Source organism: Xanthomonas sp. Leaf148, from assembly GCF_001423585.1.
In the GTDB taxonomy this organism is placed as follows: domain Bacteria; phylum Pseudomonadota; class Gammaproteobacteria; order Xanthomonadales; family Xanthomonadaceae; genus Xanthomonas.
Window position 1 is genome coordinate 1,663,353 of the sequence record NZ_LMOP01000008.1, and the last position, 14,965, is coordinate 1,678,317.

Annotated in this window: 14 protein-coding genes and 1 pseudogene; 7 read left to right on the forward strand and 8 right to left on the reverse strand. The window is 66.9% G+C overall.

What is annotated here, in order from left to right:
• Positions 1-8 precede the first annotated feature (8 nt).
• Positions 9-191: a 30S ribosomal protein THX gene (locus tag ASF90_RS11540; RefSeq protein ID WP_055849858.1), complete on the forward strand. Its 183-nt coding sequence runs from the start codon at positions 9-11 to the stop codon at positions 189-191.
• 266 nt (positions 192-457) lie between these two features.
• On the opposite strand, the gene ASF90_RS11545 is transcribed toward ASF90_RS11540, so the two are convergent.
• The 4 genes from ASF90_RS11545 to ASF90_RS11560 are packed head-to-tail and all read right to left on the reverse strand — an operon-like array spanning position 458 to position 5,187.
• On the reverse strand, positions 458-1,795 hold the full coding sequence (locus ASF90_RS11545) for a chloride channel protein (RefSeq protein WP_055849860.1): 1,338 nt from the start codon (positions 1,793-1,795) through the stop codon (positions 458-460).
• 45 nt (positions 1,796-1,840) lie between these two features.
• Complete coding sequence (locus ASF90_RS11550) at positions 1,841-3,145, reverse strand: ectonucleotide pyrophosphatase/phosphodiesterase (RefSeq protein WP_055849862.1); 1,305 nt, start codon at positions 3,143-3,145, stop codon at positions 1,841-1,843.
• A gap of 36 nt (positions 3,146-3,181) precedes the next feature.
• Positions 3,182-3,727, reverse strand: a complete 546-nt coding sequence (locus ASF90_RS11555) for a methylated-DNA--[protein]-cysteine S-methyltransferase (protein WP_055849864.1) — start codon at positions 3,725-3,727, stop codon at positions 3,182-3,184.
• Positions 3,724-5,187, reverse strand: coding sequence for a DNA-3-methyladenine glycosylase 2 (locus tag ASF90_RS11560; RefSeq protein ID WP_055849867.1), 1,464 nt, complete (start codon positions 5,185-5,187; stop codon positions 3,724-3,726). The genes ASF90_RS11555 and ASF90_RS11560 overlap by 4 nt, the downstream gene beginning before the upstream one ends.
• 145 nt (positions 5,188-5,332) lie before the next feature.
• On the opposite strand from ASF90_RS11560, the pseudogene ASF90_RS11565 reads away from it, so the two are divergent.
• The 4 genes and pseudogenes from ASF90_RS11565 to ASF90_RS11580 all read left to right on the forward strand — a co-directional run.
• Positions 5,333-6,415: pseudogene (locus ASF90_RS11565) on the forward strand (hypothetical protein); the annotation flags it as partial.
• A gap of 180 nt (positions 6,416-6,595) precedes the next feature.
• Positions 6,596-6,850: a hypothetical protein gene (locus ASF90_RS11570; protein ID WP_055849871.1), complete on the forward strand. Its 255-nt coding sequence runs from the start codon at positions 6,596-6,598 to the stop codon at positions 6,848-6,850.
• Positions 6,851-7,118: 268 nt separating this feature from the next.
• On the forward strand, positions 7,119-7,658 hold the full coding sequence (locus ASF90_RS11575; RefSeq protein WP_055849873.1) for a DUF4019 domain-containing protein: 540 nt from the start codon (positions 7,119-7,121) through the stop codon (positions 7,656-7,658).
• Positions 7,659-7,683: 25 nt separating this feature from the next.
• Positions 7,684-8,085 (forward strand): MAPEG family protein, encoded by a 402-nt coding sequence (locus ASF90_RS11580; RefSeq protein ID WP_055849874.1) that lies wholly within the window; start codon positions 7,684-7,686, stop codon positions 8,083-8,085.
• Positions 8,086-8,294: 209 nt separating this feature from the next.
• On the opposite strand, the gene ASF90_RS11585 is transcribed toward ASF90_RS11580, so the two are convergent.
• From ASF90_RS11585 to ASF90_RS11600, 4 genes are all read right to left on the reverse strand, one after another.
• On the reverse strand, positions 8,295-8,615 hold the full coding sequence (locus ASF90_RS11585; protein WP_055849876.1) for a hypothetical protein: 321 nt from the start codon (positions 8,613-8,615) through the stop codon (positions 8,295-8,297).
• Positions 8,612-8,854, reverse strand: a complete 243-nt coding sequence (locus tag ASF90_RS11590; RefSeq protein WP_055849878.1) for an RNA-binding S4 domain-containing protein — start codon at positions 8,852-8,854, stop codon at positions 8,612-8,614. The genes ASF90_RS11585 and ASF90_RS11590 overlap by 4 nt, the downstream gene beginning before the upstream one ends.
• Positions 8,855-9,005: 151 nt before the next feature.
• Positions 9,006-9,653: a hypothetical protein gene (locus ASF90_RS11595; RefSeq protein WP_055849881.1), complete on the reverse strand. Its 648-nt coding sequence runs from the start codon at positions 9,651-9,653 to the stop codon at positions 9,006-9,008.
• 23 nt (positions 9,654-9,676) lie between these two features.
• Positions 9,677-10,171, reverse strand: coding sequence for a sigma-70 family RNA polymerase sigma factor (locus tag ASF90_RS11600; protein ID WP_055849882.1), 495 nt, complete (start codon positions 10,169-10,171; stop codon positions 9,677-9,679).
• 176 nt (positions 10,172-10,347) lie between these two features.
• Here ASF90_RS11600 and ASF90_RS11605 point away from each other — a divergent pair, with 176 nt between their 5' ends.
• Both ASF90_RS11605 and ASF90_RS11610 read left to right on the forward strand, forming a co-directional pair.
• A complete protein-coding gene (locus tag ASF90_RS11605) occupies positions 10,348-12,267 on the forward strand; it encodes a DEAD/DEAH box helicase (RefSeq protein ID WP_055849884.1) in 1,920 nt (639 codons plus the stop codon).
• Between the two features lie 264 nt (positions 12,268-12,531).
• On the forward strand, positions 12,532-14,937 hold the full coding sequence (locus tag ASF90_RS11610) for an EAL domain-containing protein (protein WP_055849886.1): 2,406 nt from the start codon (positions 12,532-12,534) through the stop codon (positions 14,935-14,937).
• Positions 14,938-14,965: the final 28 nt, after the last annotated feature.

Consider the following 14,965-nt stretch of genomic DNA (forward strand, 5'->3'; position numbering starts at 1 on the left):
TCGACGAAATGGGTAAGGGTGACCGTAAGACCGCCAAGGGCAAGCGCTACAACGCCAGCTACGGCAATTCGCGTTCGCACGCGGTGAGCAAGGTTGTCGTGGGTGCAGCTTCCCCGGTTGCCAAGAAGGGCGTGGTCAAGGCGCCGGCCAAGAAGGCTGTTGCCAAGAAGACCGTCGCCAAGGCCAGCTGACCCCAGCCCGCTTTGCGATCTGAAAACGCGGCGCTTGCGCCGCGTTTTTTTATGCCCGATCTCAGCGAAAAACACTGATCGAATGCTTGCCAACGTGCCCGTGCTGATGCGGGTCTGAGCAGTGGCTGCGGTAGCGCGTCTTCAGCGTCGGCATCCGGTGCGATGACGCGCAACGCATCCGAACAGTGGCTCGCGCCATGTCATCAATCGGCGCCGTTCTTGATGCAGTCCGATAAAGCGCTGCGCGCATCGATAACGCCGCGTCCCTAGTGCGCTGTGTCCGCAGCCGGCGCTGGGTTCTTCGCCGCTGGCGTCAGCAACTGCTCGGCCAGTCCGCGATAGATCGGCGTCTTGCACACCAGCCCGGACACCGCGCGTGCAATCAACACGGTGGCCAGGATTGGCAGCAGCATCTGGCTGGTGTCGGTGAGCTCCAGCGAAATCACTGCCGAGGTCAGCGGTGCCTGCGTGACGCCGGTCAGGTAGGCGCACATGCCCAGCAGCACGAAAGTACGCGGGTCCACGCTCGGCATCAGCACCGACAGGTTGTGGCCGATGCCGGCACCGACGGCGAGGGCGGGTGAGAACAGGCCGCCGGGGATGCCGGCCAGGTATGAGACCAGGTTGGCGATGAGCTTCATCAAGCCGAACTCATGGCCGACCACTGCATGCCCCTGCACCAGGCTGCGGGCCTGCTCGTAACCGGTGCCGAAGGCGCCTTGCCCGAACACCAGTGCCAGCCCTACCAGCGCCACGCCGCATAACGCGGCCAGCAGCACCGGGTGCCGCTGGCGCAGCGCGCCCAGCCAGCGCGGTTTGCCGCTGACACTGGCCAGTACCAGCCGCGCGAAGATCCCGCCGAGCAGCCCGGCCACGCTGCCGCACAGCGCGATCGCCAGCCATGCCTGGCCCAGCGGCAAGGCCACTGCCACTTTGCCGAAGTAGGTGTAGTTGCCCAGCAACCCCAGCGACACCACGCCGCCGACGATCACCGCAGTGAGCAAGGTGCCGGAGAAGCGGTGCTCGAAGCGCCCGCTCAATTCTTCGATCGCAAAGACCACGCCGGCGAGCGGCGTATTGAAGGCTGCGGCAATACCGGCCGCGCCGCCGGCAAGCAGAAAATGCGAGAGCTCGCGCGGATCGTGAAAGCCGAACCAGCGCCCGAACACGTGCATCAGGCTGGCGCCGACATGCACAGTGGGGCCTTCGCGTCCGACCGATGCGCCGCCGAGCAGCGACAGCGTGGTCAACGCAAGTTTGCCCAGCGACACACGCAGCGACAGATTGGTGTCGCGAAACGCCGGGTCCGGATGCTCCAGCGCGGCGATGACCTGCGGAATGCCGCTGCCGCGGGTGGGGCGCATCGCCCCGGAGGTGAGCCAGGCGAGCAGGGCGAAGATGCCCGGCGTCAGCAGCAGTGCCCACCAGATCGAATACGCGGTGATGCGTTGAAATAACTGGAAGGCAGCATCGCTGGCCTTGGCGAACACGATGGCGACCAGAGCCACCGCAATTGCGCCACCCCAGAGTGCAGCGCGACGACGCCAGCCTTCGCTGGACAACAGCGGCCGCAAGCGGCGCGGCGAGGGATCAGAAGCAGACATCGCCCTATTGTCGCATCCGCTCGCCGCCGCGGGTGTGCGCAGTGCTCAGTGCGCAGCGTCCGGCGGCACGCGCAAGGCCGGCAGCAGGGTGGCCGGGTTCCCGTCGTTGGGCGCTGCGGTGATGCCAAGCAGGCGCGTCATCAAGGCATACACATCGACGTTGTCGAACCCCGGCAAAGTCTTGCCCTGCGCCAGATCCGGGCCTTGCGCCACGAACACCGCACGCATCGACGGCAGTGCAGGATCAAACCCGTGCGAGCCGCGCATGCCTTGTTGCGCGCGCTTGGCCAACTTGTCAGGGAACAGTGCGTCCCAGCCTTCGTGCATCTGGCACACGATCGGCGGAATGCGCGGATGGGTGCCGTAATGCCAGCGCGCCGGTAGCTCGGTTTTACGCCAGCAGTCGTATTGCGCATGCGTGCCGAGCAGCATGGCCTCGGCGCTGGCCTGTTGCCCGGGCTGCGGAGTGAAACCGATCACCTGACCATCGGTGACCGCGGTGGCAATCGCGGGCGGCGCGATGGCTTCCACGCTGATCGCATGCCCCGGCGCTACCTCTGCCATACCGTGGTCGGACACCACGACGATGTTGGTGCGCGCACGGGTGCTGTCGCGCTGCATGCCGGCCAGCAACCGGCCGATGGCGGCATCGACTGCGCGCACGCTGTCGGCGTATTCGCGCGATTCCGGTCCGTGATCGTGGCCGGCTTCATCCACGTGTTCGAAGTACAGCGTAACCAGACGATTGCGCTGCGCACCGGAGCGCGCGAGCCAGCCCAGCGTCTCGTCCACACGGGCGTCCAGGCCGACGCCTTCTTCGTAGTGACGCCATTGCGTGGGGCGCACGCCCTGGATGGCCGCCTCGCTGCCCGGCCACGACCAGGTCGCCGCATGCAGGCCGGATTGTTCTGCGCCCACCCACAGCGGCTGGCCACCCCACCAACGCGCGTCGCCCACCGCGTCCTGCTTGCTCAGCCAGAAGCTGCCCAACGCGGGGTCGCGCATGCTGTTGTGCACGATGCCGTGGTGGTCCGGGCGCAGACCGGTGACCAAGGTGTAGTGGTTGGGAAAGGTCAGCGACGGATACGACGGCGTCATCCAGCGCGCACGCACGCCATCGCGCGCAAGTTGGGACAGCGTCGGCGTGATGCCGCGATCGAGCATGTCTGCGCGCAGGCCGTCGATGGAGATCAGCAGCAAGGTGTGCGGCGTGTCGTCGGATATTGCGGCGGCCGATGTTGGCGGCGATGCGGTGGGCTGCGTCGAGGCGCTGCGCATACCGGGCTGGGTGGAGCAGGCCGCCAGCAACGCGGTGGCTATCGTGGCAACTACAAGACGTCGATCGATCATGCCGCCAGTTTACGGCGCAGCGATGACCTCGCGAAGTCAGGGGGCCTGGGTTGCGCGCTGGTCGCCGAACAGATCGTCGGCACGCGCGATCTGGCGCGGCGACCAGCCTTCCAGTTGCAATAACGCCTGCTTGGTCGGCAGGCCGCCGCCAAAGCCGGTCAACGTGCCGTTGGCGCCGATCACACGGTGGCAGGGCAGCACGATCGGCAACGGATTGCGGCCGTTGGCGGCACCCACCGCGCGGCTGGCGGCGGGGCGGCCTACCGCCTGCGCGAGCTGCGCGTAACTCCAGGTCTGGCCGAACGGAATCTGCGCCAACGTGTGCCAGACCTGCAGCTGAAAGGGCGTGCCGGCCGGTGCCAGCGGCAGGTCGAAACTGCGTCGCCCGCCATGCAGATAATCCAGCAGTTGCTCGCGCGCTTCGCGCACCAGTGCGGTATCGGGGGCGTGCGTCCAGCGCGCACGTCCGGGCGCGTCGTAGCGGTTCTGTGCGAACAGGATATGGTGCACGGCGGTGGAATCGGCGGCCACGGTGAGCGCGCCGATCGGCGAGGGAAAGGTGTCGTAGTACAGCGTGGTCATGGGCGGGTGTCCTTGCGATCGACGGCGAGATGCCACAGGTGCAACACGGCATACGCGCGCCATGGGCGCCATGCCTGCGAACGTGCCTCGGTGGCCCGTTCGCTTAAACGTTCCGGCGCGCCGAGGACCTGCTGCAGGATCAGGTCGCCGGCCGGAAACGCATCCGGATGCGAGAGCGCGCGCATCGCGATGTAATGCGCAGTCCACGGCCCGATCCCGGGCAGCGCGGTGCAGGCGGCAACGAAGTCCGACAGGCGCTGGCCGGCGCCGAAATGCAGCCGGCCTTGTGCGCAGGCCAATGCCAGTGCGCGCAACGTGGCCGCGCGTGCGCGTGGCAGCCCGAGCTGTTCCAGTGGCGCGTCGGCCAGCTGTTCGGGCGTGGGAAAACTGCGGTCCAGCCCAGGCGGCATGTCGGCATGATGGCCGCCGTGGCGGTCGACCAGCCGCGCCGCCAGCGTTGCGGCGCCGGCCACACTGATCTGCTGGCCCAGTACCGCGCGCACCGCCACTTCAAAACCATCCCATCCCCCCGGCACGCGCAGGCCGGGCCGGCGCTGGATCGCCTCGGCCAACAGCGGTTCGGATTCAAGCGTGGCATGGACGGCCTGCAGGTCCGCATCCAGATCGAACACGCGACGCACGCGACGCACGATCTGCGGAATCTGGCGCGGGTCGGTGGCATCGATGCGCAGCAGCAGTTCCGCCCGCTGCGGCGCGGCGACGACCTCGATCAAGCTGGCGTTTCCAGGCGTGCCGATCACGCGCCGGTAGCCACTGGCATCGACCTGCTCGATCCCCGGAATCGCGCGGCGCTGCAAAAAGCCCAGCATCGCTGCCCAATCCAGCGGCGGGCGATACCCCAGACGCAGACGCAATTGGCCGCCTGGCACTTCGCTGCGCTGCTTGCGTAGCGCCGACGGCGGCATGCCGCAGCCTTGCAGAAAGGCCGCGTTGAAACGCCGCAGGCTGTTGAAGCCGGCAGCGAGTGCGACCTCGGTAACCGGTAAGGCGGTTTCGGTCAGCAACTGCTTGGCCAGCAGTAACCGGCGCGTGCCGTGCACCTGGATCGGGGTGGCGCCAAGCTGCTGCACGAACTGCCGTTGCAGCTGCCGCGCACTCACCCCCACCGCATCGGCCAGCGTCTGCACCGGCTGCTCCTGCAGCACTCCTTCGGCAATCATCGCCAGCGCACGCTGCACGCTTTCTTCGCCCAGATGTTGCTGCGCCTGCGGCGACAGCTCCGGACGACAGCGCAGACACGGCCGGTAACCGGCCGCACTGGCCGCCGCCGCGCTCGGGTAATAACTGACATTGCCTGGCTTGGGTGCCGGCGCCGGACACACTGGCCGGCAGTAAATGCCGGTGCTGCGCACCGCCGTGAAAAACAGCCCGTCGAAGCGCGCATCGCGCGCCAACCGGGCGCGGTCGCATTGGATTCGATCGGGCGTCAACATCTGCATGGCGCCAGTCTATGCCCTGGCGTCGGCCGCAGCTGGCCGTTTTCGGACAGGGTTGCCGCAGCGCGGCGTGTTCACCGTCGGGTCAAACCCGTGGCCCATTCAGCCATAGACTGACGGTGAATCCGTCGCGCTCACAATCCCCATCATGCTCAAATCGCTTTGCCTGTCCGTTGCGTGTCTGCTCTTGCTGGTGGCGTGCGAACGCAGCGCGACGTCTGCCGATGCCGGGGCGGCACAGCAAAACAATGCCGGGCAGGCGGGCGATGGCGACCATATGGTGTCGGTGGATACGCCCGAGCCGGTGGCGCCGCCGCCACGTCCGCGCGCGCAGGCGGGCGAGGTAGGTTGGCCGCAGGCACAGCTGGAATCGGGCCAGGCGTGGATCAGTTGCGCCACCGATTACAGCAAGGAGGCCGGCGACGGCACGCTGCTGCCGGCACTGGATCGGGCCAGCGTGGAGGCGGCGCTGGCGCCGTGCCGCGAGACCGGGCTGGTGCGGGTGCGCTACGCGGGCAAGATCAATGCCGGCTTCGCTGCGCTGGTCTGGCGCCTGGCGGCGGTGGCCGAACAACTGCGGTTGCCGCATCGCATTGTGGATCTGGATTCCAGCGGCGGGCAGGTCGAGGCGGCGATCCGCGCCGGCGACACCATTGGCGAATCCAATTGGACCATCTGGGTGCGCGAGGGTTCGGTCTGCCACAGCGCCTGCGTGTTCGTGCTGGCGGCCGGCGATAACCGCCTGGTGGCTGGCAAGGTCGGCATCCACCGGATGATGCGGATCAGCTCCAAGGCGACGTCGCGCGCAGAGCTCAATCGCGAATTGCGCGAGGTCTACGGCAACGTCAAGGATTATCTGGAGCGCAACGGTGTGGCAGTGGCGGTGGCCGATCTGATGATGACCGTGCCTAACCGCAGCCTGCGGCTGCTGACGATGGAAGAACTGCGGGAGTACGGTTTGGACGGCACCAATGCCGTACAGGACGACCTGGAGCGCATCCGGCAGATGCGCAAATGCGGCGATGCGTTTGTGCGCCGCAAGGATGCGTTCCTGGTGGCGTTCGATCAAAAGTGCAAAGGCGAGGGCGCAGATCTGGATGCGGTCAACGCCTGCGGCCTGGCGCTGAAGCAGCGCTTCGGTTTTCCGGATGCGGCTTGCCCGGAAGAAAGCCCGCTGGCCGAGACCGATGCCGCCGCCTTGCCGGCAACCCCGGCGGCCGAGACGCAGACCGGTTCCGCAGCGGATGAGCGACCACCGACAGAACCGAGCGCCGCCGCGGCGCCGGATGCCGCAGAGACGGAGCCTTCGACGCCCGCGCACGCCGAAGGCTGAGGGCGGCGTCAAGTTTCACGCGTATCGCACTGCGCGCTGCCTATCGTCGCCCCATCACAACCGGGCCGGGGGGGCACTATGCGAGGCAAGACCAAGGGCGTTGTACTGGCGTATCTGCCATCGGCGTTGCTGGTGCTGGTGGGCTTCGGCGTGGCTGAGCTGCTACGCGTTGCTGCCACCGCACTGCATGCGCAATGGCCGGCCACGCTGGGGATGTGGCTGAGTCTGGCGGCGCTGGTTGCGGCCATCGCACGCGCGTTCTGGGTCAGCTGGCGCCTGTGGCGCCCGCGCGGCGTGGCTGCCGTGCCGCCTGCTCCCGGCGGAGAGCTCTAGCGATTCGATCCAGGCCGACCGACCCTGCTTGCGGGTGGGTGCCGCGTTGATGGCGCGGTCCGCACTGGCTGCGCAGGTTCGACTCGCCTTCTGCTATGGCCCCACGGCGCGGTTACACGCCAACGCGACAGTGCCGTCCGGATCATGCAGTCAGCCGCTCCCGTCCGGATCGCGCGCCGCTTGTGTTGCGCAGGTCCCGCCATAGACTGCGCTACCCGCCGCAATGTGTGCGGTCCATCTCTTTCCAACCCGTTCAAGGTGCTGTCCCATGCTCCGTCCTCGTTTGCTTGTCGCGTTGGTGTTGGCTCCAGCGCTGGCGTTTGCTCAACAACCGCAACCTTCCCGCGCGGCCACTGCCCAGCCGGCGCCCGCGGCACAAAAACCGGCGGCGGGGCAGCCCGTACCAGCGCCCAGCGCGGCCCAACAGGCGCAGGTCGCCAAGCAGGACGTGGAGATGACCCAGGCCGCCTTGCGCGTGGCGCAGATGGTCGATGCCAACAAGGCCGCTTCGCTGTGGGACGGTGCGTCCAGCGTGGCCAAGACTGCGGTCAAGCGCGATGCCTTCGTCGCCCAGCTCGCCGGTGAGCGTGCGCGTCTGGGTGCGATGGTCGGGCGTGGTCAGGGCTCGGTGACGCGGGTGAAGTACGGACCCGGCGCGCAGGTGCCCGAAGGGTTGTACGTCAACGTCAGCTTCCCGACCCGGTTTGCCAACGCGCCGCAGCCGGTGCGCGAGCTGGTGTCGTTCCGTCTGGACGAAGACAAGACCTGGCGCGTTGCGGGCTACAGCCTGCGCACGGCGGCCAAGTGATGCGGCAGCCCACCAGGAAATTTGCATGCAACTGACTATCGAACTGCAGATGTTGGGCTGGGCCATGGTGCTCGGGCTGGTACAGCTGCTGGCTGCATCGGTCAGCATGACCGCGCAGCGCGGCACCAAATGGAATGCCAGTCCGCGCGATGGCGATGCCAAGCCGTTGACCGGCGTCGCCGCACGGCTGGATCGCGCGTTTCGCAACTATCTGGAAACCTTTCCGATCTTTGCCGCAGCGGTGCTGGCGGTGACCGTAGCCGGTCGCACCAATGCGGAAACCGCCTTGGGCGTGCAGCTGTATCTGTGGGCGCGCGTGGCGTACGTGCCGGTTTATGCGGCCGGTATCCCCTATCTGCGCAGCGCAATCTGGGTGGTGTCGTTCTGGGGCATCGTCAAGCTGGTACGCGCGCTGCTGGGTTGGTAAGGCATTACGGTTCTGGCGCGTGCACGCTTGCCGTGCATGGCGCTTGATCCCGATCGAGCGCCGCGTCGCGCGTTGGCTCCAGACTGGGTGCATCGGCGGTAGCCGGTACGCAGCATGCAATCGCTGGATGTCGTCATCCGCCGTTTTTAGACGGGCATGAGCATGCAAGTGGGCAGGCGCTACAAGCACGGCCGCCGCACTGGAACGCATCAGTGCCGCATTTGCACCCGCGCCACGATCGCATCGATCGCCGCCTGCGTATCGCCGTTGCGCATGGCCTCTTCCAGCAGCGGAATCGTCCAGGCGCACCCTGCATGGGTCAGATGCACGCGCCAATCGCCTCGCCAGCCGTCCAGCTCGTGCAACGCCAGCATGATGCAACCGCCACGGTCGGCATGGCCGCCATGGATGGATTGCTCCAGCCAGAACGGGCGCGCCGCGCCGAGTTCGATCGAAAAGACGTAGACGTCGTGCTTCGGATCTTCGGAAGACGGCGCGATATTGCGCTGTCCGATCTCGATCACCCTCATTCGTCGGACTCGGACTCGGGGTCCATGGCCATGACGCGAATTTCCACGTCGTCCAGTTGCACGAGCTGACCGGGGCGGATCTTCGCGGTCTTGCGCAGCTCCTGCACGCCATCGACGCTGACCGCGCCGCTGGCGACGATGGCCTTGCCCTGGCCGCCGCTATCGGCAATGCCGGCCAGCTTGAGCAACTGATTGAGTTCGATGTACTCGCCGTCCAGGTCGAATTCCAGGAATTGCATGCTGCACTCGGTCGAAAAAGAAACCGATTATCCGCCCGGAGCCGCCGCCGGCACCACCATGCGCAAGCCCGCACCAGACACATGGCTGCGCGCAGGCGGCCGCAGCGCGCTGCCACCTTGCGGGCGATGCCGGCGTCGACAGAGTGGCCGCCTACTCGCGGCGAAACCGCGCAATCTCCTCCAGCAGGCGCTGCGCGCGGGTCAGGCTGCCACCGGCATGCGCATCGTCGATGCGGTCCAGCCAGGGGTGCTGTGCGCGCTGCAGCCGCCGATAGCCGTACCAGGTGCCGAAGGCGCCCATCACGCCCACCAGCACGTTGAGCAGCAGCCAGACGTGCGGCAGTGTGGTGCCAGTGAGGCTGCGCCAGGCGCTGTCGGCGACGGCCACCCAGAGCACCCAGAACGCGATGCCCAACCACGGCGCGACGCGCGTGCGCCAACGCCGCAGCTGGGCGAGTGCTTGTTGCGTCTGGACCAGCGGCCCGGCGAAATCCAGTTGCGACAGCAGCTGCAATTGACGGCTCGCCGAGAGCGCCAGCGCCACGCACCATAGCTGCAGCAGCACGCCGCCGATGATGGCCGCAACTTGATGGGGTTCTCCCAGCCAGCCACGAACAAACACAAGGCTCAGTGCCAGTGCACACACGAGCTGTGCCACCTGGCGCCACCACAGCGGGCGCAGGCTGGCATGCGCTGCATCGCTGCGGATGGCGCCGAGCAGGCGATGCATGTCTGCGGCCTGGCGATCCAATCGGTGTTCCAGGGCGTGCCAGGAGTGTTGCATGTCGTCGAGTTCCATTGCGGCTCCGGTGGTGTCTTGGGTCAAAGTTCGTTGCGGATGCGCGCCTTCAGGCGGCTGAGTTTTGTGGCGACGTTGGTTTCGCTGATGCCGAGCACCTCGGCGATCTCGCGGTAGCGGTGGTCGTCCAGATAGAGCAGCAGCAAGGCGCGCTCCAGCGTGGGTAGCTGCGCGATGAAGGCGTATAGCGCGGCGACCTGCTGCTCGCGTGCGGGGTCGCGCGCCGCCGGGTCCGCGAGTTGGTCCACCACCGCATCCAGGGCGATCGGCGCATCCGGTGCACGGTTGCGGCCGCGCAGGTCGCTGATCGCCACATTCAGCGCGATGCGATACATCCAGGTCGAAAAACGCCGGCTGGGGTCGTAACCAGGAAATGCGCGCCACAGCTGGGCCGCGATTTCCTGGGCCAGCTCGTCGCGGTCGTCGCGATTGCGGCAATAGCTGGCGGCCACCTTCAGCACGATGCCCCGGTGCTGCCCAAGCAGGACACTGAAGCGGGTTTGCAGGTCTGTATCCACGGGCTTGGCTCAGGTGCCGGGCAAGGCGGGGAGTGCGTGCCAGGATGATTCGCCGGGGCGGGCGAATCCTCACAACCTGAACAAAACGTCACGACCCTTCGACACGAAGGGGGGTAAGGGCGCACAATACCCTGCTTTGCGCCTGCCGGCTCCGTGCGGCGCCTCCGGAGTTACCCATGACCCAAGAATCTTCCGCGCCGCTGCTGTTTGCAGACCTCGGCCTCTCGGACGCTGTGATGAAAGCCGTTGCCAACGTTGGCTACGAGTCGCCGTCGCCGATCCAGGCTGCCACCATTCCCGCGCTGCTTGCCGGCCGCGACGTCCTCGGCCAGGCGCAGACCGGTACCGGCAAGACCGCCGCGTTCGCGCTGCCGGTGCTGTCCAACGCCGATCTGAACCAGCTCAAGCCGCAGGCGTTGGTGTTGGCCCCGACCCGCGAACTGGCCATCCAGGTTGCCGAAGCCTTCCAGAAGTATGCCGAAGCCATTCCCGGTTTCCGCGTGCTGCCCGTCTACGGCGGCCAGCCGTATGCCCAGCAGCTGAGCGCGCTCAAGCGCGGCGTGCATGTGGTGGTGGGTACCCCGGGCCGGGTGATCGATCACCTGGATCGCGGCACCCTGGATCTGTCCCAGCTCAAGACGCTGGTGCTGGACGAAGCCGACGAAATGCTGCGCATGGGCTTTATCGACGACGTCGAAGCCGTGCTGAAGAAGCTGCCGGAAAAGCGCCAGGTGGCGTTGTTCTCGGCCACCATGCCGCCGGCCATTCGCCGTATCGCGCAGACTTACCTGAAGGACCCGGCCGAAGTCACCATCGCGGCCAAGACCACCACTTCGGCCAACATCCGCCAGCGCTATTGGTGGGTGAGCGGGCTGCACAAGCTGGACGCGCTGACCCGCATCCTCGAGGTCGAGCCGTTCGACGGCATGATCATCTTCGCGCGCACCAAGGCCGGTACCGAAGAGCTGGCGCAGAAGCTGCAGGCCCGTGGCCTGGCCGCGGCTGCCATCAACGGCGACATGCAGCAGGCTGCGCGTGAAAAGACCATTGCCCAGCTCAAGGACGGCAAGCTGGACATCCTGGTCGCCACCGACGTGGCCGCTCGCGGCCTGGACGTGGAGCGCGTCAGCCACGTGCTCAATTACGACATCCCGTACGACACCGAAAGCTATGTGCACCGCATCGGTCGTACCGGTCGTGCCGGCCGTAATGGCGACGCCATTCTGTTCGTCACCCCGCGCGAGAAGGGCATGCTGCGCTCGATCGAACGCGCGACCCGCCAGCCGATCGAAGAAATGCAGCTGCCGAGCGTGGATGCCGTCAACGACACCCGCGTGGCGCGCTTCATGACCCGCATCACCGAGACGCTGGCCAGTGGCCAGATCGATATGTACCGCGATCTGCTGCAGCGCTACGAGGCCGAAAACAACGTGCCGGCGATCGAGATCGCCGCGGCGATGGCCAAGTTGCTGCAGGGCGATGCGCCGTTCCTGCTGACCCCGCCGGTGCGTGGCGCGCGCGAAGAGTTCACCCCGCAGCGCACCGAGCGTGCCGACCGTGGGGATCGCAGCGACCGCGGCGAGCGTCCGCGTTTCGAGCCGAAGTTCGAGCGTGGCCCGCGTGCCAACGACGGCGAGCGCGCACCGCGTCCGCCGCGTAGCGAGGACGCCGGCAGCGAGCGTCCGCGTCGTGACCCGGCCCCGCGTGGCGAGCCGGAGTTCGGCATGGAGAGCTATCGCATCGAAGTGGGTCACACCCACGGCGTGAAGCCGGCCAACATCGTCGGCGCCATCGCCAACGAAGCCGGTCTGGAAAGTCGCTACATCGGCCGCATCGATATCCAGGACGATTACTCGATTCTGGATCTGCCGGCCGACATGCCGCGCGAGTTGCTGACGCACCTGAAGAAGGTTTGGGTCTCCGGCCAGCAGCTCAACATGCGCAAGCTGGAAGAAGGCGAGGCGGCGGCGTCGCCGTCCAAGCCGCGCTTCCCGCGTGGTGGCAAGCCGTCCGGTCGTCCGAACGGCCCGGGGCGTCCGATGGATCGCGCCGGCGCGCCACACCGTAAGGGTCCGCCCAAGCCGCGCGGCGAGTAAGCCCCGCTGACAATCGGCTGCGCGGCGAAGCGCGGACGCAGCCGGTGTCAGTGCCGCTATTCCTTTCAAGGCATAGCCTGGCAATGCAAGCAAGCGTGTCCCGACAGGGACCGCAGACGGCGGATGGTCAGTCAGGCTGACCTTTTCCGCCGGCCGTCCGGCAAACGGACGCCGCCATACAGACTCGGCCATGACGGCCGCTACTGCCTTCAGGCGCCCACTGGGCGCCTGAATCGCATCGGGCGGCGGTGGACGAGGACGGCAATGGCGCAGGCAGCACGCAGCACACGCAGTGACCGGACCATGCACATGGTGCGCGGTTGGCTGACGCTCCCTCTGGCACTGCTGATTGCCGTGGCTGTCGGCATGGCCGTGCTCTCGGCACTGGCGATCGAAATCCAGTCCGGTGCCACCGCCTGGATCGTCGGCCAGAGCCACTGGTCCAACGCCCAGCAGGAGTCGGTGTACTGGCTGGAGCGCTATCTGGTGAGCGGCGATCCGGCTGATCTGCAGGCCGCCTGCCGCGCGCTGGAAGTGCCGCTGGGCGACCGCGCGGCACGCGAAGCAGTCGAACAGCCGGTGATCGCCTGGACGGCGGTCTATGCCGGACTGGCGGCCGGCCGCAATGCCCCTGAGGACATGCCGCAAATGGTGCGTCTGTACCGCTACGGCCATGTCTTTCCGTATCTGAGCGACGCCATCGCGATGTGGAAGCACACCGATGCCGACCTGTTGAAGCTGAGTGCATTGGCCGACCGTGCCGCCTCCGTGCAGGCCGCCAATACGCCGGATCCGCGCGCGCTGCAGGCCTTGCGCGACGATCTGCATCTGCTCGATGGGCGCATGCGCGGCGATGCGGCGCAGTTCCAGGCGCTGCTGATCCGCTGCGCGCGGCTGCTGCACGACGTGATGGCGGCCTGCAGCCTTGCCACCTTGTTGCTGGTGCTGACCACCTGCGTGCTGGCGATGCGCCGTATCCGCGACTATCTGCTGTCGCACGAGGGCCGTTTTCGCACGGCGTTTCAACAAGCCGCACTGGGCATGGTCAAGTTCGATCTGCGTGGCCACGTGCTGGATGCCAATGCCTCGATGGCCAATATCCTGCGCTACCGCCCGGAGGAACTGCAGGCCCGCACGCTGGCCGAGGTGGTGCATCCGGACGACATAGTGCTGGACAGCCGCGGCATGATCGACTGGCCACGGCTGATGCAGTCCGGCGAGCTGCGCTTCCTGCGGGCCGATGGCGAAGTGATGTGGGGCCGCTGGAGCGCCTCGCTGGTGGAGCCGGGTCCGGAGGAACCCACGCTGGTGCTGGCGGTGATCGAAGATGTCTCGCACGCGCACGAGCTGGCCGACGAGGTCGCCTTCCACGCGCGTCACGATTCCTTAACCGGCCTGATCAACCGGCGCGAGATCGAGCGCCGACTGCTGCGTCTGATCGAGCCGCCACAATCGCCGCAGCTGTGCCATGCGTTGTGCTTCGTGGATCTGGACCATTTCAAGCTGGTCAACGACACCTTCGGGCATGCGGTCGGCGACAAGTTCCTGTGCCACTTCGCCGACGTGATCACCATGCAGCTGCGTCCGGGCGACTGGCTGGGGCGGCTGGGTGGCGACGAGTTCGCGATTCTGCTGGCCAATACCGATCTGGTGCAGGCGCAGGCCTTGCTGGAACGCATGCATGGTGTGCTCGGGCAGCCATGGAGCCATCAGGGCGGCCGGCCGCTGACGCCGAGTTGCAGCTTTGGTGTGGTGGAAATTCGCAAGGGCGCCAGCGACGTCAATGCCTTGATGACTGCGGCCGATCTGGCCTGTCACGCGGCCAAGGAAGAAGGGCGCAACCGGATTCGGTGTTTTGGCGAGAACGATCTGGCATTGGCGCGGCGTCGGCATGACGGTGGCTGGATCAGCGCCGTGCAGCAGGCCATCGCCGAACAGCGGCTGCTGCTGTACGCACAGAAAATCCAGGTGCTGAGCGACCCCGGTCGTCTGCAGTACGAAGTGTTGGTGCGCATGCGCGCGCGCGATGGGCGTGTGCTGAGCCCTGGCGAATTTTTGCCTGCGGTGGAGCGTTACGGGCTTGGGCGCATGGTCGATGCCTATGTGCTGGAAACCTTGTGCGCGCAACTGGCCGACAACCCGATGCATGTGGCAACGCTGGATCTGTGCCATGTCAATTTGTCTGCGCAATCGATCGCGCAGCCGGACTTTCTCGATTTTGTCTGCGCCTTGTTCGAGCGCTATCCCACGCTGGTGCCCAAGCTGTGCATGGAGATCACCGAAACTGCGGTCATCGGCGATCTGGAACATGCGCAGCGCTTCGTGCAGAGCGTGCGTGCGCGGGGCTGCCACGTGGCGCTGGACGATTTCGGCAGCGGCCTGGCCTCGTTCGGCTACCTCAAGCAATTCACGGTGGATGTGCTGAAGATCGATTGCGGCTTCGTGCGCAATTACGCGCATGACGCGGTGGACCGCGCCGCGGTGCATTCCATTGCCCAGGTCGGCCTGGCACTGGGCATCGAAGTGGTGGCCGAAGGGGTGGAGTCGGAGGCGGATATCCCCGGCCTGCGCGATGCCGGCGTGGGCCAGGTGCAGGGCTTCAGCCTGCACCGTCCATGCCCGCTGGAAGACCTGATCGCGCCACAACCGCTGCTGGCGGTGACCGGATAGGGCCTGCCGGCAGAGCCGGGCGCCACGC